Source organism: Geothrix sp., from assembly GCF_030219325.1.
In the GTDB taxonomy this organism is placed as follows: Bacteria; Acidobacteriota; Holophagae; order Holophagales; family Holophagaceae; genus Geothrix.
The window spans coordinates 1,657,466-1,677,351 of the sequence record NZ_CP126625.1; the positions used below are offsets into that span (position 1 = coordinate 1,657,466).

Sequence of the window (19,886 nt, forward strand, 5' to 3'; positions counted from 1 at the left end):
AACGGTCCCTCACAGGATAGCCGTCACTCCAGGGATTTCAGGGTGTCGGGCGTGACCTCCCGGAAGGTCAGGACCCTCACGCCGTGGTGGTCCCTGAGGAAGTCCCGCGCCGCGGACTCGGTGCCGAAGGGGACCAGTTCCCTGCCCATGGGGCCCATGACGTCACTGCCGATCACGAAGAAGGCCTGGCGCCCGTCGACGTGCTTCAGGCCGTAGTAGTCCTTCACCAGGATGAGGGTGATGTCCCCGACATTCCGCTTCGCCGCGTAGCGCTTCAGATCGAGCAGGTAGGTGAAAAGGTCCTTGGGGCCATCGAACCAGGCCTGGGCCCCATCCTTGAAGGAGATGACCGCGGCCCAGTCGGGGAAATTGGCCACATACATGCCGCAGACGGCGCAGTTCCCCTTGGGGACCGGTCCCTTGGCTTTCTGCGTGGGCTTGGGTCCCGCCCATAGCCCCAAGGGCAGTCCGGTCAGCAGGAGGGCCAGAAGCGTGCACCTGAGTCGGATCTTCATGGGTTCCTTTGGGCGTTCCCATGGATTCTATCCAGCTCCGGGGGCGCAGCGGGCGTGAGACGGGAGGCAGGAGCCGGGAGGAATCCGCTCTGATCAGGGCTTTCACCTACTCGCTGCGAGGGGAACCCTGTATTTCCCCTCCTGAAAGACCCTAGTCAAGACCTGCCCATCATCGTTAGGCTGTGACCTCAAGCTCACTCGGACCGAGGAAGACCATGGCCGCGGAACAGAAACACAGGCTGGTCATCGCGGAGGACCACACGATCCTCCGTGAGGGGCTGAAAGCGCTGCTGGCTGCCCGGCCGGAACTGGAAGTGGTCGGGGAGGCCACGGATGGCCGGGACGCGATCCGCTGCGCCGAGGAACTGACGCCCGACCTGATGCTGCTGGATCTCTCCATGCCCCGCTCCAACGGGCTGGAGGCCTTGAAGGAGATCAAGCGGCTCAGCCCGAACACGAAGGTCCTGGTGCTCACGGTCCACAAGACCGAGGACTACGTCTTCACCGCCCTTCAGAACGGCGCGGATGGTTACGTGCTGAAGGACTCCTCCTCTTCCGAGCTGACCATGGCCGTGCGCAGCGTCCTGAACGGAGAGCGCTACCTCAGCCCCGCGATCGCCACCACGGTGGTGTCCGGCTACCTCAGCTCCAAGGACGGCATCTCCCTGAAACCCGGCTTCGACGATCTGTCGAGCCGAGAGCGGGAGGTGCTGAAGCTCATTGCGGAGGGCTACCGCACCAAGGACATCGCCGAGTACCTCTGCATCAGTCCGAAGACGGTGGAGAAGCACCGCGCGAACCTGATGGACCGGCTCAACCTGCACTCCGTGTCCGCCCTGACGGCCTATGCCATCGAAAAGGGCTTGGTCACGAAGTAGATTCCTCCGGCAGGGGCCACCGGGCGATGACCATCGTGCCCTCGCCCGGGGACGACGTGAGGATGAGGGAGCCGCCGAAGAGTTCGGCCCGCTCCCGCATGGAGGCGAGTCCGAACCCGCCGGCGGAAGTGTGCCGGCGCACTTCTCCCGGATTGAAGCCCACGCCGTTGTCCCCCACCACGAGCTGGAGGTCGCCCAGCACTTGCCGCAAGGCCACGGTGACCCTCGTGGCCTGGCTGTACTTGGCCGCGTTGTTCATGGCCTCCTGCATGATCCGGAAGATGTTCGTCTTGAGGATCTCGGGAACTTCGAACTCCTCGACCTCGATCAGGCGCTCCACGTCCATGTGGGGATAGGTGGTCTGGAATTCCCGGGTGAACCAGGCGATGGTGGCGAGGAGCCCGAGATCATCGAGGGTCGTCGGCCGCAGGGCCATGGAAATGCGCCGGACCTCTTCCACCGAGGACTGGATCACGGGGACCACGGCCCGGAGGCTCCTGGTCTGCGGGCTTTCGGGGCCGGAGGCGGCCTGCTCGTCGAGGGCCCGTTCCACCATGAACTTCACGGCGCTCAGGGACTGGCCGATGCTGTCGTGGAGTTCCCGCGCCACGCGCTGGCGCTCGCTTTCCTGCGCGGACATGAGCCGGGCGGAGAGGCGGTGCAGGGTCTCGCGGGAATCCCTCAGGGCCTGTTCGGCCTTGTGGCGCTCTGTGATGTCCTGGATGTTCCCGAGGAGGGCGAACTCCCCCCCGTACCGGATCAGAGCCGTCCTGCCGCTGATCCAGCGGGTTTCGCCGCCCGAGTGGAGGATGCGGCATTCGTAGTCCTGGGAGGCGCCGGTGCCGGCCAGGCGCCGCCGCCACATCTCCCGCACCATGGCCCAGTCCTCGGGGTGGATGATGTCGGCCACGTCCATGGCCGCGAGGTCGGGCTGGGACCGGCCCACCATCTGGAAGAACCGCTGGTTGGCGAACTCCAGGCGTCCGTTCCGGTAGATGAAGATCCCCGTGGGCGAGTTCTCGACGACGGTGCTGTACTTCTCCTCGGAATCCCTGATGGCGGCCTCGGCCGATTTCCGTTCTGTGATGTCCATGAAGGTGTAGACGAACCCGGCCACGGATCCGTCGCCGCGCCAGATGGTCGAGCAGGTCAGGTAGGCGGGAAAGGAGGAGCCATCGCGGCGGATCGCCTTCACCTCGCCGGTCCAGCCCTTCACCGCCCCGAACCCGGAGAGCCCGCTGCGGGCCGCCTCCGACGTGAATCCGGTCACTTTGGCGAGCGTCTGGTTCCGGACTTCATCCTCGGTCCAGCCGAACATCCACTCGGCGAACCGGTTCCAGTAGAGGATGACCCCGCCCTTGCCGGTGGCGACCACGGCCTGCTGGACCACGGCGAGGATTCGCGCCTGGAACTGGATGCGCGCATCGGCCTTGGTGCGCTCGAGGGCCTCGGCCCGGATCCGCTCTTCCGCATCCAGGCGGAGGAACTCGTTGGAGGCCCGGACTTCAGTCAGCGCCCGTTCGGCCTCGGCCTTGGCGAAGAGGTCGCGGACCATGGGCTTGATGAGGAGGAAGTAGATGGACGGGAAGCAGACGAGGATGAGCGTCGCTGAATCCACGAAGGCCATGGTCAGGTGGTCCTCCCCGAAGACGGGTTCCAGCAGGACCATGATCGTGAGCTCGGTGATGACGATGATCGCGCAGACCGTCAGGAAGGCACGCAGCAGCTTCCCAGGGCGGAAGGAGGCCGGCGGGTCCCGCTCCGGCGCAAGGGGCCGGATGGGGATCGGGGCCTTCGATGGGCGAGGGGCGGTCAGGGATCACCTCGAGGGTCTGGGGACCCGCGGACTATCGGATGTCGAGGAGTTCCAGCTCGAAAATCAGGGTGGACCCGGGGGGGATGTCCTGGCCCAGTTCCCGGGGGGAATAGCCGAGGCTGGGGGGGACCCGGAGCAACCTCCTGCCGCCCTTCTTCATGGTGGCCAGTCCTTCCTCCCAGCCCTTGATCACCCGCCCGCCACCCAGCGGGAAGGTGTCGGGGAAGCCCCGTTTCCGCGTATCCAGGAAGGACCTGCCCTTGGCGCCGCCCTCCTCGATCCAGCCCTGGGCCTCCACGTTGCAGGTCTGGCCGATTCTGGGAGAAGGCCCCTGTCCCGGTGCGAGATCCAGCACGCCGAGCCCACTGGGAAGGGTGGTCCAGGCCGCGGCGCCGGTCTGAGGGGACCTGCAGCCGAAACCAAGGAAGGAGATCAGGACGATGGAAAGGGCTGCACGGAAGCGCAAGGCGGTCCTCCATATGACTTGATGGACCGTCAAGGCTACCAGAATCTGAGTTTGGCGGGGACTGGGATCAGCCCTTGGGTTCGCCGTACATCGCCTCGATCCGGTCGGCGTACATCTGGTTCACCACGCGGCGCTTCACCTTCAGGGAAGGGGTCAGCTGCCCCCCCTCGAGGGTCATCTCGTGGTCCAGCAGGATGAACTTCTTGATGCGTTCATAGTTCGACAGGTGCTCGTTGACGCGCTCCAGGCGGCTGCCGACCTTGGCGAGGACCATCGGATCCTGGATGAGCTCCGAATGGGACGCGAAGTGGAGCTTCTTGTAGCCCGCCCAGCGCACCAGGCTGTCGAAATTCGGCACGATCAGCGCGCTGATGAAGTTCCGCTGGTCGCCGATGAGGACGGCCTGGGAGATGTACTTGTCGCCCTTGAGCAGGTTTTCGATGGGCTGGGGGGCGACCTTCTTCCCGCCGCTGGTGACGATGAGCTCCTTCTTGCGGTCCGTGATGTAGAGACGGCCCTGGTCATCCTGGTGGCCGATGTCGCCCGTGTGGAAATACCCATCCGAATCGATGGCCTCACGGGTGGCCTGCTCATTGTTCCAGTAGCCCGCCATGATGTTCGGGCCCTGGCAGAGGATCTCGCCATCCTCGGCGATCTTCACGAAGGGGCGGCCGTTGCATTCCCTGTAGAGGGGCCGCCCGACGCAGCCCGGAAGCACCTCGCCGGGCCGGTTGATGGTGATGACGGGGCTGGTTTCCGTGAGGCCGTAGCCTTCGAGGATCGGCACGCCCACGATCCAGAAGAACTCCATGATCTTGCCCCCCAGGGGCGCGCCGCCGCTGACGGCCAGGCGCAGCCGCCCGCCGAGTCGGGCTGAGATCTTGTCGAAGACCAGCTTGCGCGCGATGCCATAGCAGAAGCCGTTCCATCCGCCTGGGGTCCTGCCCTGGTAGAGCTGGGACACGATCCGCCGGCCCGCCACCATGGACCAGTGGAAGATCAGGCGCTTGACGAGGCTGGCTGAGGCCACGCCATCGTAGATGCGGCCATACACCTTCTCGTAGATCCGGGGCACCGAGGCCAGGACTGTGGGCCGTACCTCCAGGAGATCGGCAGGGACTGTGTTGACGCTCTCGGCGTAGTAGATCGAGGCGCCGATGTGGAGCATGAGGAACTGGCCGGCCATGCGCTCGAAGATGTGCGTGAGGGGCAGGAAGCTGAGGCAGCGATGACCTTCCTCCATCTTCACGGCCTCGAGGGAGGCCACGACGTTCGATGCCAGGTTGCCATGCGTGAGCACCGCGCCCTTGGGGTCGCCCGTCGTCCCGGAGGTGTAGATGAGCGTCAGGGTGTCCGAGGGCTTCCGCTGATCGGCCCACCCTCTCACCTCGGGCCGGCGGGCCTCCATGGCCTGGCCCTCCTCCATCAGGGTGGCCCAGCTCACGAGGCTGCGGCTGGTTCCTTCAGGCAGGTCGCCATCGAAGAGCACGGCCGCCTCAAGCAGCGGCAGCTGGTCCCACTGGGCCAGGACCTTGTCCAGCTGGGCCCGGTCGGAGCAGAGCACCCAGCGGGACTGGCTGTCCTTCAGGATGAAGCCTGCCTGCGGAGCGTTCAGGGTGGCATAGATGGTGACGTCCGGAAGGCCCTGGAGGGCGCAGGCGAAGTCGGCGATGGCCCATTCCGGACGGTTCTCGGAGAGGATGGCCACCCGGTCGCCAGCCTTGAGCCCGCGGGCGGCCATGGCCAGGGAGATGCGCTCGACCTGGGCCACCAGTTCGGCATGGGAAACAGGTACATAGCTCCCATTCCGCTTGAATGCCAGCGCGTCGGGCAGGTCCCGCTGGACTGCCTGATAGAAAAGCTGGGCAATCGTTTCGATGGGCTGCGCCACAATGACTCCGGACATGAGGGGATGTGACGGCATGGTAGCAGGGAAGGGAGTCGCGACGCTGAGCGGGGAGGTCCGGGCGTTCCACCTCGAACAGCGCGCGAGGGGGGTTTCGCCGCACACAGCCCGGGCTCAGCAGGGTGACCTGGAGAAGCTTCTCGAGCACGCGGCACGGGCCCGCTGGGACGCATGGGACGTGACCCCACGGACGCTGCGGGGCTTCGCCCTGGAGCTGGGCGATCGCGGCCTGGATCCGGCGAGCCAGGCGCGCATCCTCTCGACCATCCGCGGCTTCTTCAAGTGGCTGTGGGAGACCCGACGGATCGAGAAGAACCCCGCCTCCGGCCTTCGGAACCCCAAGCAGCCGAAGCGGCTGCCGGCCTTCCTCACGGAGGGCGAGAGCCGGGCACTCCTGGACCTTCCCCCGTCGGCGGATTTCCCCAGCGCGCGCCTCGCCTGCCTGCTGGAGCTGCTCTACGCTTCGGGTCTACGCGTGTCCGAGCTGGTGGGACTGGATCTGCAGGACATTCTTTCAGACCAGCGCACCCTGCGAGTGCTGGGCAAGGGCCGCAAGGAACGGCTGGTCCCCTATCACCTCCAGGCAGCCGAAGTGCTCGAGGCCTACCTGGGCTTCCGCTCGGGTCTCCTGGTGGCGAAGGCCCTGCCACCCAGTCCGGCCCTGTTCCTGAACCTGCGCGGGGGGCGTCTCACGCCCACCAGCGTGCGGGCCATGCTCCGCGGAGCTCTGGAGGCGGCCGCGGTCCGGTCCAGGGTGAGCCCCCACGCGCTTCGGCACAGCTTCGCCACCCACCTGCTCAACCGCGGCATGGACCTCCGGGCCATCCAGGAGCTGCTGGGCCATGCGAGCCTGAGCACGACCCAGCGCTACACTCACCTGGGGCTGGAGGAACTGGCCCGGACCTACGAGAAGGCCCATCCGCGGGCCAAGAGCTGAACCCAGACCCACAGGAGTGCCCCATGGATGCGGTCGTTCCCGTTCCCGCAGTGCCCGCCCTTCCCATCGAGGGGACTGGCCAGGTCTTTCCGGTGCGCCGGATCTACTGCATCGGACGCAACTACGCGGACCATGCCCGCGAAATGGGCATGGATCCCGAACGCGAACCGCCGTTCTTCTTCGGCAAGCCCCACGACACGGTGGTTCCAGGCGGAGGTGACATCGCCTATCCGCCCGCCACATCGAATCTCCACTACGAGGTCGAGCTGGTGGTGGCCCTGGCGAAGGGTGGCCGGGACATCCCGGCTTCCGAGGCCCTCGGCCACGTCTACGGGCATGCCGTGGGCATCGACCTGACCCGCCGGGACCTGCAGGCGAAGGCGAAGGACAAGGGCCAGCCCTGGGACACGGCCAAGGGTTTCGACCAGTCGGCGCCGATCTCCCGGATCCTCCCCGTGGCGGCCGGAGGGCACTTCGGCCGTGGTGCGATCTGGCTGTCGGTGAACGGCGTGGAGAAGCAGCGGGGCGACCTGTCCCAGATGATCTGGTCGGTTCCCGAGATCATCGCCCACGTCTCCAGGTTCGTGGCGCTCGCGCCGGGCGATCTCATCTTCACCGGCACCCCCGCCGGAGTGGGCCCCATCGTCCGCGGCGACCGGGTCCGCTGTGGGATCGAGGGGCTGGGCGAGCTGGAGATCGTGCTGGTGTAGAAGCGGGACTCAGCTCCCGCCAGCCAGCTTGAACTGGGCGATGATGTCGTCGACGCTGTCCTTGCGGCTGTCGGCCTCCAGGCTGGTATCGAAGATGCGGTCCTGGGTGGCGACCTTCCGCTCCGAGAAGCCCTGGCCATCTCCCAGCGCCGCGGTGTGGATGTTGAAGATCACCAGCAACCGGTTCAGGCCCCCCTGGAACTGCTTGAGGAGGATGACCACCTTCTCGATCTTCTGACGCGTGATGTCCTGGAACTGGAGGACGTTCAGGATCTCGAAAGCCTCGTCGCTGACCTTCTGCAGCATGGCCTTGGTCGGACCGAGGTCCACTTCCTGGGGCGGGGCCGCCACCTGATGGGCGAAGAGGTACTCCAGCACCTCCTGGGCCAGGGCGTTCTGCTCCTCTCCGGCGGCGGCACGATCGAGGAACCCGGCGATGGCGGCATGGAGGGCGGCCTGGTGCTGGTTCTGGCGCCCGATCCCATCCTGGCAGGCCTGTACGGCCCGCGTGGCGTCGTCGGAGGCGGCCATGAGGGTGTCCAGGCGGTTCATGACGCTCTGGGTGGCCTCCTCGGTGTCGGAGGTGATGGCGTCCAGCTGGGCGGCGAGTTCCGGGACCTGGGTGCTCTGGTGTTTCACCGAGGCGTCCAGCTGCTGCAGATTCAGGAGGGTCTGGTTGATGCTGGAGACCAGGGCCCCGAGTTCCCCCTTGGCCTCGATGTCGATCTTCTGGTAGACCCTGCCGTTGGCCATGTCCTGGGCGGCTTCGGCCAGCCGGTGGAGGCTGGCCTGTGAGTCCCCCTGCAGCTCGCTGCGCAGGTCGGCGATGAGCTGCTCCAGGCTCAGGAGGCGCTGGTCGAGACGCTCCCGCCGGGTCTGGAATTCCGCCACCAGGCCTTCCGGGGTGCCTTCCTGCGGCTGATCTTCAGGCGTTTCATTCATGGCGACTCCAGGGGTGCCCTCAGGGCGCGGGCCTCACTTTGACATGGGATCCTTCGGCCAGCCCCCAGGCCTGCATGAGTTCCCGGGGGATGGCCACCTGCTTGTCGGCGAGGCCGGTCACGAACTCGACCCGTTCCACGGCGGGTCCCTTGGGCCAGATGACCCGGATGTTCTGGATGCCGTGGCGGTAGGGGCCGAGGGCGGTCCACCAGCCTTCCATGGCTCTGGGCAGCTCCAGATGGCCGCCCTTCTTGAAGAGGCTCGTCTTCAACTGGACGACGGTCACGTGGGCGTCGGGTTCCAGCACCTCCAGCCGTCCCGCGTCCTTCAGGATGGCCGCGGACTGGAGCACGGCCACATCGTGCTGACCCGAGGCGGACATGACGTCCTGGAAGTCGCGGTAGCCATCGAAGAAGGGCAGGATCTTGCGCTCCTCGGCGAAGAGCTTGAGGCCCTCGAGCAGTTGCGGTGCGGGGAGGGTGGGCCAGGGCACGGCCGTCAGCCGGGGGAAGATCGTGTGCAGGCGCTTGCGGCTGTCCTGGAGGCGGGCGGAATCCATGAGCAGGTCGGGGACCGTGCGCCGGATGGTGGCGGGGGTCTGGACCTGGGTGGTGAGGAACTCGAAGTGGCCGGAGTCCCATTCCAGGATTTCGAAGGCGGCCATCTCCCCGCGGGCCGACAGGGTTTCCGCGTGGATGACCTCGCCGCTGGAGAAGTACAGCACGCCGCTGATCCTGCCGGAGCTCACCTGGAGCATGCCCGTCTTCCGGTTGACGTGGAGCAGCTGGGCCACGTCGGTGAGGGAGATGCTCTCCAGGGTGCCGCGGAGGTTGCTCATGCCTGGCGCTCCGGAGTGAGGAGCTCTTCAAGCAGCACCTTGATCCGCGCACGGTTCACCGGCTTGACCAGGAAGATGTCGGCGCCGCTTCGAAGACCCTGCGACCAGGCCCGCTCGCCGTCGAATCCGGTGAGGAGGATCACCTTCATGCCCTGGCACTCCGGGTCGTCCTTGATGGAATGGCAGAGGGCCGTCCCGCTCTCCCCGGGCATCAGCACATCCAGGAAGATCAGGTCCACGCGTTCCTGCGCCAGGGCCTTCCGGGCGAAGCTCGAATCGGCCGCCTCGAGCACCCGGTGGCCCTCCAGCTCGACGAATTCCCGCAGGACCTGGCGAACGGCGGGGTCGTCATCCACGATCAGCACGGTGCTCATGGGCGGACCTCCCCCATGGCCGTGAGCATTTCCTCGACGGCCCGGTCCAGCCCCACGAGGACGGCCCTTCCGATGAGGCTGTGGCCGATGTTGAGCTCTTCGAGTTCCGGGATGGCGGCCACCGGGCCCACGTTCTGGAGGTTGAGGCCATGTCCTGCGAGTGCGCGGAGGCCCAGGCGGCTGGCCAGTCGCGCCGCATCCCGGAGGCGGCCCAGTTCCAGGGAGGGGTCGGAATCCATGGGCAGGTCGCTGTAGGTGCCCGTGTTCAGTTCCACGGCGTCCGCCTCCAGCTTGGCGGCCATCTTCACCTGGTCGAGCACGGGATCGACGAAGAGGCTGACGTGGATGCCCGCGCCGCGCAGCTCGCGGACCACGGGCTTGAGCATCCCCTGGAGGAAGATGGCGTCGAGGCCGCCCTGGGTGGTGAGTTCCTCGCGGCTCTCGGGGACCAGGGTCACCCAGGAGGGTTTGATGGGGATGACGGCTTCCAGCGCTTCAGGCGTCGCCGCGCACTCCACGTTCAGCGGCACGGCGAGGACCTCCTTCAGCACCCGGAGATCCCGCTCCTGGATGTGCCTGCGATCGCCGCGGATGTGGACCGTGATGCCGTGGGCCCCGGCGCTCTGGGCCAGGAGCGCTGCGGCCACCGGCTCAGGCTCATGACCTCCGCGGGCCTGGCGGAGGGTGGCCACATGATCGACGTTGACGCCAAGCCTGAGATTCAATGCGGGCTCCGGGGATGACTTGTAGCTTACCCACTGCCGGATCCCGGTCGCCATGAAGGTTGGAAGGGGGGAACGTCAAAAAAAGAGTTGAAACACGCATTTTGATGAATGATCATGGAACCATGAGCGCGACACCCCTCCCCTCCGTGTTTCTGGCCCATGGCTCCCCCATGCTCGCCCTGGATGGAGAGGCCTGGGGTGAGGCGGTCTCGGCCCTGGGCCGGCGCCTGCCACCCCTTCGCGCCATCCTCGTCTGCTCGGCCCACTGGGAGGCAGCCGGTCCGTTCCGGCTGTCCTCGGCCGCGACTCCCGGCATCATGCATGATTTCGGCGGCTTTCCGGAGGCCCTGTACGGGCTGGACTACCCGGCACCCGGATCTCCAGAGCTGGCCGGCGAGGCAGCCGGATTGCTGCGGGAGGCGGGCCTGGAGGCGGTGCTGGATGCCCAGCGCCCCCTGGACCACGGGGCCTGGGTGCCCCTCCGCTACCTGAGTCCGGCTGCCGCCGTCCCGGTGGTGCAGCTGTCCCTGCCCCGTCCCCGCACACCGGAGCTGCTGCTGGCCGCGGGCCGGGCCCTGGCGCCGCTCCGCAGCCGCGGAGTGCTGATCCTGGGGAGCGGCGGGATCGTCCACAACCTCGGCCGCCTGGACTGGCAGGGGGCCGCGGAACCCCGGCCCTGGGCCGTGGCCTTCCAGCACTGGGTCCACGAGCGGCTGGCCGCCGGGGACCTGGCGGCCTTGGCGGATTGGCGACAGGCCCCGGGCGCCGCGGAATCCGTACCCACCTCCGAGCACCTGGACCCGCTCTTCGTGGCGGCGGCCGGGGGAACTTCCCCGGAAGCCATCTTCGAGGGCTGGCAGCTGGGCAGCCTCAGCCTGACGAGCTACGAGTTTCCCTAGGCTTCGGCCCGCTTCATGCTCCGGATGGCCACGGTCCAGATGATGCCGGTGAGGGCCAGCAGCTTCAGGACCTCGGGCCAGAAGGCTTCGAGGCCCACGCCGCGCAGCACGATGGCCCGGATGATGATGATGAAATGGGTGAGCGGCATGAGCTCACCGATCAGGTAGAAGGGCAGGGGCATGCCTTCGCGGGGGAAGATGTACCCGCTGAGGAAGATGAAGGGCAGGATCGTCAGCATGCTCATCTGGCCACTCTGGGCCTGGGTCTGGGCGATGGTGGAGATGCGGATCCCGATGCCCAGCATGGGGATGATGAACAGTCCGGCCATGGCATAGAGGAGCAGGACCGAGCCGGCCACGGGCACCTTGAAGAAGAGATGGGCGGTGCCGAAGAGGACGGTCATCTGGGCATAGGCCATGCCCACGACGGGAATGACCTTGCCGGCGAAGAGCTCCAGGGGCGTCACCGGCGTCACCAGGACCTGGTCCAGCGTCCCGCGCTCCTTCTCCCGCACGATGGCGCCGGACGCGAACATGACGCACGTCATGGAGAGGATGACGCCCACAAGGCCCGGGACAATGAAGGTGGGGCTGCGCAGGTCCGGGTTGTACCAGGGGCGGATCCGGACCTCGACCGGCATCACGGGCTTGGCCGCGCCGCCATAGCCCATGCGGTCGAAGAGCAGCTGGGTGTTCCGGAGCTGGCCTACGCCCGAGGCGGTCGCCATGGCGCTGGAAGCCGTCGTGGGGCTGGAGCCGTCCACGATGATCATCACTTCCCCGGTCTGGCCGGAGCGGATGCGGCGGGCGTAGTCGGGGGGGAACCAGACGCCGACCTGGGCCCTGCCGCGGTCGATGGCGTTCCGGAGGTCCGTCTCGGAACGCACCTCGACCTTCACGTCGAAGTACTGGGTGGCCACCAGGCCGTCCACGAAGCTGCGGCTCTCCTGGCTCTGGGATTCGTCCAGGACCACGGCGGGCATGTGCTTGACGTCGTAGTTGATGGCGAGCCCGAAGATGACGAGCTGCATGAGCGGCATGCCCAGGGTGAAGGCGAGGGTCAGGCGGTCCCGCCGGAGCTGCAGGAACTCTTTCCAGACCAGGGCCTTGATGCGGTTCCACATGGCGTACCTCAAGCGACTCGGGAGCGCTGGACCAGATCCACGAACAGGTCTTCCAGCGAGGGCGGTTCGGGGGGAAGGGCTTCGAAGGCGAACCCTTCGAGTCGCAGCCGATCCAGCAGGCCTGCGGGTTCCAGCCCGGCGGGCAGGGAGAGGCGGACGCTGCGGCCCAGCAGCTCGGCGGCCAGCACCTCCGGGTGGGTCCGGGCGGCCGCCTGGAGGGGCCGGAACTGCTCGGTCCGGAGTTCGAGGACCTGGCGGCCCAGTGCCTCCTTCAAGGCACGGGGTCTCCCGTAGGCCATGAGCCTGCCGCCCAGGATGAAGGCCAGCCGGTCGCACTGGTCGGCCTCGCCGAGGTTGTGGGTGGTGACGAGGATGCTCATACCCTCGGCCACGAGCTCGTCCATGGCCTCCCAGAACAGGCGCCGGCGCAGGGGGTCCACGCCGCTGGTGGGCTCGTCCAGGAAGAGGATCCGGGGGCGGTGCAGGGTGGCGGAGGCCAGGGCCACCCGCTGCCGCACGCCGGTGGAGAGGGTCGACACCAGCAGGTCCCGGTGTTCCCAGACCTGCATCTCGCGCAGCCGGAATTCCACTTCGGAGGCCAGGACCCGGCCCCCGAGCCCGTACAGGCCTCCGAAGAACCGGAGGTTCTCGGCCACCGTGAGGTCGGTGAGGAGGCTGGATTTCTGGCTCATGTAGCCCATGTGGGCGCGCACCTGGTCGGCTTCGGTGAACAGGTCCCGGCCCAGTGCGCGGGCCTGGCCGGCGCTGGGGGCGAGCACGCCGCAGAGCATCCGGATGGCGGTGCTCTTGCCGGCACCGTTGGGCCCCAGGAAGCCGAAGATCTCACCGCCCTGGACCTCGAAGCTGAGGTCGGAGACGGCCGTGAACGCACCGAATCTCCGCGTCAGGCCCTGGACTTCCAGCACGGGCTCAGCCATGGCCGCCTCCATCCGCGAGCGCGTGCAGGAAGACATCCTCCAGGTTCGCCTCCGCCAGGCGCACCTGCTCCACGCCAGGCAGGGCCGCCAGGCGGGCCAGGAGGGGCCCCGGCTCCTGCCCGGGAAAGCGGACGCGGAGGATGTCGCCTTCCGCGAACAGGTCCAGGGGTTCAAGGGCGACGAGGGCCTTCTGCACCTCGCGCCGGCGGGAACTCACCAGCCGGAACACCAGGCCCGGCAGGTTCCGGCGCAGGGCCGTCAGGTCGCCCTCCTCCAGGATGCGCCCCTCGTTCATCAGCAGCATCCGGTGGGCGTACTCAGCCTCGTCCATGTAGGGCGTGGAGAAGAGGACGGCCACGCCCTGGTCGTGGACCGCATGGATGAGTTCCCAGAACTCCCTGCGGCTGACGGGATCGACGCCCGTGGTGGGCTCGTCGAGCAGCAGCAGGCGGGGCTGGGTGAGCAGGGCGGCGCAGAGGGCGAGCTTCTGCTTCATTCCGCCGGACAGGGCCCCCGACAGCCGGTCCCGGAACGCCGCCAGATCCACAGATTCGAGCAGCCTGGTCATCCGTGAGCCCAGGTCCGGCAGCCCGTAGAGGCCCCCCTGGAAGCGGAGGTTCTCCTCGACGGTGAGGTCCGGGGCGAGGCTGAAGGTCTGGGGGACATAGCTGATGCCATCCCGGCCCAGGTGCCGGTGCAGTTCCCCGCCCGTGGGCCGCTGCAGGCCGGCGAACATGCGGAAGGTGGTCGTCTTGCCCGCGCCATCGGGCCCGATGAGGCCGACCAGCTCGCCTTCGGCCAGGGTGATGTCCAGGTCCCGGACGGCCACCTTCGGGCCGAAGTGGCAGCTGAGCGCGCGGGCCTCCAGCAGGATCATCGCGAAGGGCTGCCCAGGCGCACGTCCACGGCCGCGCCGGGAACCAGGCCCTTGTCCCAGCCCTGGGGCAGGTTCACGCGGGCGGGATAGACCAGGTTCACGCGTTCCTCCCGGCTCTCCACCATCTTCGGAGTGAACTCGGATTCGGAGCTGATCTCGTCAAGGGAGGCCTCCAGGAGGCGCTGGTCCGCCGTCATCACCGTCACCGGGGCGCCCAGGCGCACCTGGCCCAGGAGGGGCTGAGGCAGGTACACCCGCACCCAGAGCTGGTCGAGGCGGGCCAGGGTGAGCACTGGCTGGCCCGCGGCGATCACGCTGCCGGGCTCCCTCAGGCGGTGGGTCACCACGCCATCGAAGGGGGCGCGCACCTCGGTGAAGCCCGCCTGGAGCCGACTCTGCTGGAGGATGGCCCGGGCCTTGCGCGCCTCGGCACCGCCAGCCTGGCGCTGCTCAATGCGGGCCCCGGCCCGGAGCTCCACCAGCGCCTTGGCCTGGAGGGACAGGTTGGCGTCGGCACGGTCGCGGCTGGCCAGGGCGTTGTCGAGGTCCGCCTGGGACATCACCTTTTCACCGAAGAGGCGCCGCGCGCGGACCAGGCTGTCCTCAGCCAACCTCAGGGCCGCCCCGGCGTCCTGCACCCGGGCTTCGCCTTGGGCGATGTCTTCCGCGCGGCTCCCCCGGTCCAGCTCCAGGCGCTTGGCATCCGCGCTGTCAAAGCCGGCCTGGTCCCGCTGCACGGCGGCCTCCAGCTCCTCGGCGGAAACCCGGGCCAGCAGGTCTCCAGCCTTCACGCGCTGTCCTTCGCGGACGGTCAATTCCACCAGACGACCACCTGATCGCGGTCCCAGGTCCGTGAGGTACCCCTCCACCCGGCCATTGAGCAGGGGCCGGTCGTCTCGCCGGCAGCCGGCGAGGATGACCAGAGACACGGGAAGCAGAAGAAGCGGGAACTTGCGCATGGGCCCCTCTCAGTGGTCCGGGTCGGGCAGGGGAGGCAGGGGGACGGCGGGATGCCGGGCGACCCCGCGCCAGAACAGGTCGAACCAGGCCCGCATGCCACCGGCCAGGTCCAGCTGGGAGGCGGGGCCCGCGAGCCGGGGCAGGAGGGCCGGGAGCAGGTCGAGGATCTCGATCTGCATCCGCACCAGGAAGAAGGTGGCCAGCAGGGGCTGAAGGTCAGGGCGCAGGTCGCCCCGGGCGATGCCCTGGTCGAAGATGGCGCGGACGGCCATCACGATGGGGCGGATCCGGGCCTCGATCAGGTCTGTCAGGCCCTCGGCGCCCCGGACGATCTCCCCGCGGATCATGGACCGCAGACCCGGGTCATCCCTCAGGTGGCGGTGATAGACCAGCAGCACCGCCCAGAGCCGTTCCGCCGTGGGGCGGAGGTCGCCAGGATCGGCCAGCTGCTCCATCTCCCGGAGCACCCGGGGGAACCGGCGGGCCAGAAGGGCCGCGAAGAGCGCCTCCTTGCTGTCGAAGTGGTAGTAGATCAGGGCAGGATCGCAGCCCGCATGACGGGCGATGGCCCGAAGGCTGGCGGCGCGCAAGCCCTCCTGTGCAAACACGGCCTGCGCCGCGTCCAGCAGCTGGTCCGGATCCATCTTGGTGGGCTTGGGACCTCGGGTACGCGGCTGGCGGGTCGGGGGCATGAGTGTCCAATTCAACGAGTGTTGAATTGTGTCGCGCGTCCACCGCTGGCGCAAGGGACAATGTCATTGAGTGTGGAAATGGCGTCGGGGCATGAAAAAGCCCCCGCTGGCGGGGGCTCTCCAGGGGTGACCTCGGGGTCATTCGCCTGAGATGGGAACCACCGTGGTGTCTTCGATGGTGAGGATTTCGGCCTCCTCGAAGGCGATGCGGTTCTCCTCGACCTCGGCCACCGCCACCTGGCCCCAGAAGGAGGCGAGCTTGGGGGCATCCTGGGCCTGGCCGTGCTTGTTGACGGGCACGACAACCTCGACCTTGGGGAAGGCGCCGCGCTGGAGCTGCTCGCAGCGCTTGCCCGCGATGACGACGAAGCGGTACTTGTTGGCGATTTCTTCCGGGACACGAACAATGGTGCGCTGGGTCATGGGCCACTCCGAACCTGGAAGCATAGCATCTGAAAGGTGTTCCGGCAACGGATTGGGGGGGAGCCTAGGGTAGGATGGGCTCCCGGAGTCGACCTCATGCAGATCATCCTCGGCATCACTGGCGGCGTCGCCGCCTACAAGTCCGCTGAGCTGGCCCGGTTGCTGGCCAACCAGGGCCACCGGGTGCGCTGCATCCTGACCGAGGCCGGTTCCCGGTTCATCACGCCGCTGACCCTCACGAGCCTGACGGGCGAGCCCTGCTACGGCGCCAACCCGGACCAGGGCGAGTGGCGGGCCAACCCCAGCATCGAGCACATCGAACTGGCCCGCTGGGCGGACCTGGTGGCCGTGGTGCCCGCCACCGCGAACATCCTGGGCAAGGCCGCCAACGGCCTGGCCAGCGACCTGCTCAGCACGGTCCTGCTGGCCACCCGGGCCCCGGTGCTGTGGGCGCCGGCCATGAACACCGGCATGTGGGAGCACCCCGCGGTGCAGGCCAACCTGCAGCGGCTCCGCAGCTTCGGCCACGCGGTGGTGGACCCGGGCGAAGGTGTCCTGGCCTGCGGCGAGGAAGGCTCGGGGAAGCTGGCGGACGTCGCCTCCATCGCCGAGGCCATCCAGGTCCACGGCACTCCCAAACTGGGGAGCCTGAACGGGCGTCGAGTGCTCCTCACCGCAGGTCCCACCCGGGAGGATCTGGATCCGGTCCGCACCCTCACCAACCGCAGCACCGGGGCCATGGGCATCGAGCTGGCGAGGGCTTTCCGGGACGTGGGCGCCCAGGTGCAGCTGGTGCTCGGCGGCGACCTGCCGGCGCCCTGGGGCGTGGAGACGACGCGGGTCCGCAGCGCCCGGCAGATGCTGGAGGCCTGCGAGGCGCGCTGGGCCGACTCGGATGGGCTCGTGGCCGCGGCCGCCGTGGCCGACCAGCGCCCCGAAGCCGCGTCCAAGGAGAAGGTGAAGAAGACCGATGGCACCGAGGCCCTGGCCCTGGTGCGCACCCCGGACATCCTGGCCACCCTGGCCGCGGTCCGGCGACCGGATCAGTGGGTGGTCGGCTTCGCCGCCGAGAGTGAGAAGCATCTGGAGCATGCGGGCGAAAAGCTGAGGAAGAAGCACCTGGACGCCATCCTCGTCAATGATGTCCAGGCCGGACGCGGCTTTGGGGCCCAGGCGAACGTGCTCACCCCCCTCACCGCCCAGGGGCCGCACCCGGTCCTGGGCCCCCTGCCGAAGGACCAACTGGCCCGGGCTGTCGTGCAATGGTGGGGCCAGCGGCTTGAGGGCGGGCGGAACTGACTCAGAGTGCCGGGTCCATCCAGGGCAGCACGTCGCTGGGGCGGCCGGGCACATTGCCCACGCGGACAGCGACCACCACGATCCAGCCCTGGGGCCGCTGCAGGGACTTCAGATCCATAAGGAGGGCCGAGCCGGGCCCCGGCAGGTCCGGGCGCCGCCGCTCCAGGACCACCTCCCCGCGGCTGAAGACATCCTCCGGCGTGGGCTTGGTGAGCCCGAGGGGCAGGTAGAGCACCCGCACCACCTCCACGCCCACGAGGGGGCCGCCCTTCACGTCGGTCGAGGGCAGGATCAGCCTGACCTGGCGGAGCCCCTCAAGGCGCACCTCCATGGCCTGGGCCGCCGCGCGGGGCCTGGGGATGGGGTCACCTTTGCGGCCGCACCCGATTATCAGGACGCAAAGGGTGATGGAGAGGAGTGGGTTTGCTAGTCTGAAAGAAATCATCGCCATCCATCATGCCCGAATCCGAGGCCCTCCCATGTCTGTGACCAAGATCCTGATTGCGAACCGCGGCGAAATAGCGATCCGCGTGATCCGTACCTGCCGCGAGATGCGAGGTCCCCTCCGCGATCCCGCAAAGCGGGGAGCGGGAGCGAAGCGATCGGGGACCGGTATCTCGCCATGGGCGTGACCGGGGCGCCAGTCCAGAAGGAATCTTAAGGAAGGATGACCAGATGTCTGTGACCAAGATCCTGATTGCGAACCGCGGCGAAATAGCGATCCGCTTGATCCGTACCTGCCGCGAGATGCGAGGTCCCCTCCGCGATCCCGCAAAGCGGGGAGCGGGAGCGAAGCGATCGGGGACCGGTATCTCGCCACGGGCGTGACCGGGGCGCCAGTCCAGAAGGAATCTTAAGGAAGGATGACCAAGATGCCTGTGACCAAGATCCTGATTGCGAACCGCGGCGAAATAGCGATCCGCGTGATCCGTACTTGCCGCGAGATGCGAGGTCCCCTCCGCGATCCCGCAAAGCGGGGAGCGGGAGCGAAGCGATCGGGGACCGGTATCTCGCCACGGGCGTGACCGGGGCGCCAGTCCAGAAGGAATCTTAAGGAAGGATGACCAAGATGCCTGTGACCAAGATCCTGATTGCGAACCGCGGCGAAATAGCGATCCGCGTGATCCGTACCTGCCGCGAGATGGGCATCCCCACCGTGGCGGTGTACTCGGAGGCAGACCGCGCCGCCCTGCACGTGCGCATGGCGGACGAGGCCTACTTCATCGGGCCCGCCGCCGCCCGGGAGAGCTACCTGGTGGTGGAGAAGATCCTCGACGTCTGCAGGCGCAGCGGTGCCGACGCCGTCCACCCGGGTTACGGCTTCCTTTCCGAGAATGCCGGTGCGGCGCGGGCCTTCGCGGCCGCGGGCATCACCTTCATCGGGCCCCGGCCCGAATCCATCGAGAGCATGGGCTCCAAGACCGCGGCCAGGGTCGTGGCCCTCCAGGCAGGATGTCCCGTGGTGCCGGGCATCCAGGAGACCATGGCCGACGAGGCCCTGCTGGCCGCCTCCCAGAAGATCGGCTTCCCCGTGATGCTCAAGGCCGCCATGGGCGGTGGCGGCAAGGGCATGCGGCTCGTGCACAAGGCCGATGAATTCACCGCCTCCCTGGCCCGAGCCCGCGGCGAAGCGCTCTCCTCCTTCGGCGATGACAGCGTCTACGTGGAGAAGGCCATCGTCCAGCCCCGCCACATCGAGATCCAGATCTTCGGAGACACCCACGGCAACCGCGTCTATCTGCACGAACGGGAATGCTCGGTGCAGCGGCGCCACCAGAAGGTGATCGAGGAGGCGCCGAGTCCGCACGTGACGCCAGAGATGCGCAAGGCCATGGGCGAGGCGGCCCTGAAGGTGGCCAAGGCCGTGGATTACGTCGGCGCGGGCACCGTCGAGTTCCTGGCGGACGCCGACCGCAACTTCTATTTCCTGGAGCTGAACACCCGCTTGCAGGTGGAGCACCCCGTCACGGAGTGGATCACGGGGCTGGATCTTGTGAAGTGGCAGATCCTGGTGGCCCGGGGCGAGAAGCTGCCCATGGCGCAGGAGGAGATCCCCCTCAACGGCTGGGCCATGGAGTGCCGGGTCTATGCGGAGGATCCCGACAAGAACTTCATGCCGAGCCCGGGGCGCATCACCTACCTGCGCACGCCCAGCGGACGCAACGTGCGCGACGACAGCGGCGTCTACGAAGGAGCCGAGGTGCCGATGTTCTACGACCCCATGATCAGCAAGCTGAGCACCTGGGGGCCCACGCGCCTGGAAGCCATCGAGCGCATGCGCGCGGCACTGGGTGAGTACCGCATCGGGGGCATCCGCCACAACATCGCCTTCCACGAGGCGCTCATGGAGCACGAGCCCTTCCGCTCCGGCGCGCTGCACACGGGCATGCTCGACAAGCCATTCTGGAAGCGGAAGGAGCAGGGGCCCGATCTCAAATTCGCGGTGGCCGCAGCCCTGCTGCACGAGCTCGAAACAGAACAGCGCCGTGCCGTGCAACCTGCGTCGGGTGGTGAAGGCAGGCCCGATGCCTGGAAACACTGGGGCCGGTTCAACCGGTTATAGCTGA

Annotated in this window: 24 protein-coding genes; 9 read left to right on the forward strand and 15 right to left on the reverse strand. The window is 67.8% G+C overall.

What is annotated here, in order from left to right:
* Positions 1 to 23: 23 nt before the first annotated feature.
* The gene (locus tag QOZ81_RS07470; RefSeq protein ID WP_291199297.1) at positions 24 to 515 is read right to left on the reverse strand and encodes a nitrous oxide reductase accessory protein NosL; all 492 of its coding nucleotides are present in this window, start codon (positions 513 to 515) and stop codon (positions 24 to 26) included.
* Between the two features lie 215 nt (positions 516 to 730).
* Here QOZ81_RS07470 and QOZ81_RS07475 point away from each other — a divergent pair, with 215 nt between their 5' ends.
* A complete protein-coding gene (locus QOZ81_RS07475; protein ID WP_291199296.1) occupies positions 731 to 1,393 on the forward strand; it encodes a response regulator in 663 nt (220 codons plus the stop codon).
* Here the strand turns inward: QOZ81_RS07475 and QOZ81_RS07480 are convergent.
* The 3 genes from QOZ81_RS07480 to QOZ81_RS07490 form a co-directional block, all read right to left on the reverse strand.
* Positions 1,383 to 3,062, reverse strand: a complete 1,680-nt coding sequence (locus QOZ81_RS07480; RefSeq protein ID WP_291199294.1) for a PAS domain-containing sensor histidine kinase — start codon at positions 3,060 to 3,062, stop codon at positions 1,383 to 1,385. The two genes, QOZ81_RS07475 and QOZ81_RS07480, sit on opposite strands and share 11 nt — an antisense overlap.
* Positions 3,063 to 3,240: 178 nt before the next feature.
* On the reverse strand, positions 3,241 to 3,675 hold the full coding sequence (locus tag QOZ81_RS07485; RefSeq protein WP_291199292.1) for an FKBP-type peptidyl-prolyl cis-trans isomerase: 435 nt from the start codon (positions 3,673 to 3,675) through the stop codon (positions 3,241 to 3,243).
* A 67-nt stretch (positions 3,676 to 3,742) separates the two neighbouring features.
* Positions 3,743 to 5,566: an AMP-dependent synthetase/ligase gene (locus QOZ81_RS07490; protein WP_291199290.1), complete on the reverse strand. Its 1,824-nt coding sequence runs from the start codon at positions 5,564 to 5,566 to the stop codon at positions 3,743 to 3,745.
* Positions 5,567 to 5,597: 31 nt separating this feature from the next.
* On the opposite strand from QOZ81_RS07490, the gene QOZ81_RS07495 reads away from it, so the two are divergent.
* A complete protein-coding gene (locus QOZ81_RS07495) occupies positions 5,598 to 6,518 on the forward strand; it encodes a tyrosine-type recombinase/integrase (RefSeq protein ID WP_291199288.1) in 921 nt (306 codons plus the stop codon).
* A 23-nt stretch (positions 6,519 to 6,541) separates the two neighbouring features.
* Entirely contained in the window at positions 6,542 to 7,228 is a 687-nt protein-coding gene (locus QOZ81_RS07500; RefSeq protein WP_291199286.1) for a fumarylacetoacetate hydrolase family protein, read from the forward strand.
* A 9-nt stretch (positions 7,229 to 7,237) separates the two neighbouring features.
* Here the strand turns inward: QOZ81_RS07500 and QOZ81_RS07505 are convergent, their stop codons facing one another.
* Genes QOZ81_RS07505 through QOZ81_RS07520 form a run of 4 tightly spaced genes read right to left on the reverse strand, consistent with a single transcriptional unit; the run spans position 7,238 to position 10,107 of the window.
* The gene (locus QOZ81_RS07505) at positions 7,238 to 8,170 is read right to left on the reverse strand and encodes a methyl-accepting chemotaxis protein (RefSeq protein ID WP_291199284.1); all 933 of its coding nucleotides are present in this window, start codon (positions 8,168 to 8,170) and stop codon (positions 7,238 to 7,240) included.
* A gap of 19 nt (positions 8,171 to 8,189) precedes the next feature.
* On the reverse strand, positions 8,190 to 9,008 hold the full coding sequence (locus QOZ81_RS07510) for a DUF4388 domain-containing protein (protein ID WP_291199282.1): 819 nt from the start codon (positions 9,006 to 9,008) through the stop codon (positions 8,190 to 8,192).
* Positions 9,005 to 9,382 (reverse strand): response regulator, encoded by a 378-nt coding sequence (locus tag QOZ81_RS07515; protein WP_291199280.1) that lies wholly within the window; start codon positions 9,380 to 9,382, stop codon positions 9,005 to 9,007. The genes QOZ81_RS07510 and QOZ81_RS07515 overlap by 4 nt, the downstream gene beginning before the upstream one ends.
* Complete coding sequence (locus QOZ81_RS07520) at positions 9,379 to 10,107, reverse strand: pyridoxine 5'-phosphate synthase (protein WP_291199278.1); 729 nt, start codon at positions 10,105 to 10,107, stop codon at positions 9,379 to 9,381. The genes QOZ81_RS07515 and QOZ81_RS07520 overlap by 4 nt, the downstream gene beginning before the upstream one ends.
* A gap of 122 nt (positions 10,108 to 10,229) precedes the next feature.
* Here QOZ81_RS07520 and QOZ81_RS07525 point away from each other — a divergent pair, with 122 nt between their 5' ends.
* Positions 10,230 to 11,006, forward strand: a complete 777-nt coding sequence (locus QOZ81_RS07525; protein ID WP_291199276.1) for a DODA-type extradiol aromatic ring-opening family dioxygenase — start codon at positions 10,230 to 10,232, stop codon at positions 11,004 to 11,006.
* Here QOZ81_RS07525 and QOZ81_RS07530 read toward each other — a convergent pair.
* From QOZ81_RS07530 to QOZ81_RS07555, 6 genes are all read right to left on the reverse strand, one after another.
* Positions 11,003 to 12,130 (reverse strand): ABC transporter permease, encoded by a 1,128-nt coding sequence (locus QOZ81_RS07530; RefSeq protein ID WP_291199274.1) that lies wholly within the window; start codon positions 12,128 to 12,130, stop codon positions 11,003 to 11,005. The genes QOZ81_RS07525 and QOZ81_RS07530 overlap by 4 nt on opposite strands.
* 8 nt (positions 12,131 to 12,138) lie before the next feature.
* Positions 12,139 to 13,068, reverse strand: a complete 930-nt coding sequence (locus QOZ81_RS07535; protein WP_291199272.1) for an ABC transporter ATP-binding protein — start codon at positions 13,066 to 13,068, stop codon at positions 12,139 to 12,141.
* Positions 13,061 to 13,945, reverse strand: a complete 885-nt coding sequence (locus tag QOZ81_RS07540; protein ID WP_291199270.1) for an ABC transporter ATP-binding protein — start codon at positions 13,943 to 13,945, stop codon at positions 13,061 to 13,063. The genes QOZ81_RS07535 and QOZ81_RS07540 overlap by 8 nt, the downstream gene beginning before the upstream one ends.
* Positions 13,942 to 14,904, reverse strand: a complete 963-nt coding sequence (locus QOZ81_RS07545) for an HlyD family secretion protein (RefSeq protein WP_291199268.1) — start codon at positions 14,902 to 14,904, stop codon at positions 13,942 to 13,944. Before QOZ81_RS07545 ends, QOZ81_RS07540 begins: the two co-directional genes overlap by 4 nt.
* A 9-nt stretch (positions 14,905 to 14,913) precedes the next feature.
* Complete coding sequence (locus QOZ81_RS07550) at positions 14,914 to 15,597, reverse strand: TetR/AcrR family transcriptional regulator (RefSeq protein ID WP_291199266.1); 684 nt, start codon at positions 15,595 to 15,597, stop codon at positions 14,914 to 14,916.
* 138 nt (positions 15,598 to 15,735) lie between these two features.
* Positions 15,736 to 16,020 (reverse strand): DNA-directed RNA polymerase subunit omega, encoded by a 285-nt coding sequence (locus tag QOZ81_RS07555; protein ID WP_291199264.1) that lies wholly within the window; start codon positions 16,018 to 16,020, stop codon positions 15,736 to 15,738.
* 96 nt (positions 16,021 to 16,116) lie between these two features.
* Here QOZ81_RS07555 and coaBC point away from each other — a divergent pair, with 96 nt between their 5' ends.
* Positions 16,117 to 17,319 carry a bifunctional phosphopantothenoylcysteine decarboxylase/phosphopantothenate--cysteine ligase CoaBC gene (gene coaBC / locus QOZ81_RS07560; protein ID WP_291199262.1) on the forward strand — a complete coding sequence of 401 codons (1,203 nt, stop codon included), beginning with the start codon at positions 16,117 to 16,119 and terminating at the stop codon, positions 17,317 to 17,319.
* 1 nt (position 17,320) lies between these two features.
* Here the strand turns inward: coaBC and QOZ81_RS07565 are convergent, their stop codons facing one another.
* The gene (locus tag QOZ81_RS07565) at positions 17,321 to 17,650 is read right to left on the reverse strand and encodes a hypothetical protein (protein ID WP_291199260.1); all 330 of its coding nucleotides are present in this window, start codon (positions 17,648 to 17,650) and stop codon (positions 17,321 to 17,323) included.
* A 148-nt stretch (positions 17,651 to 17,798) separates the two neighbouring features.
* On the opposite strand from QOZ81_RS07565, the gene QOZ81_RS16755 reads away from it, so the two are divergent.
* The 4 genes from QOZ81_RS16755 to QOZ81_RS07570 are packed head-to-tail and all read left to right on the forward strand — an operon-like array spanning position 17,799 to position 19,882.
* Positions 17,799 to 17,951: a biotin carboxylase N-terminal domain-containing protein gene (locus QOZ81_RS16755; RefSeq protein WP_441316715.1), complete on the forward strand. Its 153-nt coding sequence runs from the start codon at positions 17,799 to 17,801 to the stop codon at positions 17,949 to 17,951.
* A 43-nt stretch (positions 17,952 to 17,994) separates the two neighbouring features.
* The gene (locus tag QOZ81_RS16760; RefSeq protein WP_441316716.1) at positions 17,995 to 18,147 is read left to right on the forward strand and encodes a biotin carboxylase N-terminal domain-containing protein; all 153 of its coding nucleotides are present in this window, start codon (positions 17,995 to 17,997) and stop codon (positions 18,145 to 18,147) included.
* A 44-nt stretch (positions 18,148 to 18,191) separates the two neighbouring features.
* On the forward strand, positions 18,192 to 18,344 hold the full coding sequence (locus tag QOZ81_RS16765; protein ID WP_441316726.1) for a biotin carboxylase N-terminal domain-containing protein: 153 nt from the start codon (positions 18,192 to 18,194) through the stop codon (positions 18,342 to 18,344).
* Positions 18,345 to 18,388: 44 nt separating this feature from the next.
* Positions 18,389 to 19,882, forward strand: coding sequence for an acetyl-CoA carboxylase biotin carboxylase subunit (locus QOZ81_RS07570; RefSeq protein ID WP_366082971.1), 1,494 nt, complete (start codon positions 18,389 to 18,391; stop codon positions 19,880 to 19,882).
* Positions 19,883 to 19,886: the final 4 nt, after the last annotated feature.

Bases quoted from the DNA above. Each gene is read 5' to 3' on its own strand.
- QOZ81_RS07555 (WP_291199264.1), bottom strand. From the start codon at position 16,020: ATGACCCAGCGCACCATTGTTCGTGTCCCGGAAGAAATCGCCAACAAG.
- QOZ81_RS16760 (WP_441316716.1), top strand. From the start codon at position 17,995: ATGTCTGTGACCAAGATCCTGATTGCGAACCGCGGCGAAATAGCGATC.
- QOZ81_RS07545 (WP_291199268.1), bottom strand. From the start codon at position 14,904: ATGCGCAAGTTCCCGCTTCTTCTGCTTCCCGTGTCTCTGGTCATCCTC.
- QOZ81_RS07510 (WP_291199282.1), bottom strand. From the start codon at position 9,008: ATGAGCAACCTCCGCGGCACCCTGGAGAGCATCTCCCTCACCGACGTG.
- QOZ81_RS07540 (WP_291199270.1), bottom strand. From the start codon at position 13,945: ATGATCCTGCTGGAGGCCCGCGCGCTCAGCTGCCACTTCGGCCCGAAG.
- QOZ81_RS07470 (WP_291199297.1), bottom strand. From the start codon at position 515: ATGAAGATCCGACTCAGGTGCACGCTTCTGGCCCTCCTGCTGACCGGA.
- QOZ81_RS07515 (WP_291199280.1), bottom strand. From the start codon at position 9,382: ATGAGCACCGTGCTGATCGTGGATGACGACCCCGCCGTTCGCCAGGTC.
- QOZ81_RS07505 (WP_291199284.1), bottom strand. From the start codon at position 8,170: ATGAATGAAACGCCTGAAGATCAGCCGCAGGAAGGCACCCCGGAAGGC.
- coaBC (WP_291199262.1), top strand. From the start codon at position 16,117: ATGCAGATCATCCTCGGCATCACTGGCGGCGTCGCCGCCTACAAGTCC.
- QOZ81_RS07530 (WP_291199274.1), bottom strand. From the start codon at position 12,130: ATGTGGAACCGCATCAAGGCCCTGGTCTGGAAAGAGTTCCTGCAGCTC.
- QOZ81_RS07495 (WP_291199288.1), top strand. From the start codon at position 5,598: ATGGTAGCAGGGAAGGGAGTCGCGACGCTGAGCGGGGAGGTCCGGGCG.
- QOZ81_RS16755 (WP_441316715.1), top strand. From the start codon at position 17,799: ATGTCTGTGACCAAGATCCTGATTGCGAACCGCGGCGAAATAGCGATC.
- QOZ81_RS07570 (WP_366082971.1), top strand. From the start codon at position 18,389: ATGCCTGTGACCAAGATCCTGATTGCGAACCGCGGCGAAATAGCGATC.
- QOZ81_RS16765 (WP_441316726.1), top strand. From the start codon at position 18,192: ATGCCTGTGACCAAGATCCTGATTGCGAACCGCGGCGAAATAGCGATC.
- QOZ81_RS07565 (WP_291199260.1), bottom strand. From the start codon at position 17,650: ATGGAGGTGCGCCTTGAGGGGCTCCGCCAGGTCAGGCTGATCCTGCCC.
- QOZ81_RS07550 (WP_291199266.1), bottom strand. From the start codon at position 15,597: ATGCCCCCGACCCGCCAGCCGCGTACCCGAGGTCCCAAGCCCACCAAG.
- QOZ81_RS07480 (WP_291199294.1), bottom strand. From the start codon at position 3,062: ATGGTCCTGCTGGAACCCGTCTTCGGGGAGGACCACCTGACCATGGCC.
- QOZ81_RS07535 (WP_291199272.1), bottom strand. From the start codon at position 13,068: ATGGCTGAGCCCGTGCTGGAAGTCCAGGGCCTGACGCGGAGATTCGGT.
- QOZ81_RS07475 (WP_291199296.1), top strand. From the start codon at position 731: ATGGCCGCGGAACAGAAACACAGGCTGGTCATCGCGGAGGACCACACG.
- QOZ81_RS07525 (WP_291199276.1), top strand. From the start codon at position 10,230: ATGAGCGCGACACCCCTCCCCTCCGTGTTTCTGGCCCATGGCTCCCCC.
- QOZ81_RS07500 (WP_291199286.1), top strand. From the start codon at position 6,542: ATGGATGCGGTCGTTCCCGTTCCCGCAGTGCCCGCCCTTCCCATCGAG.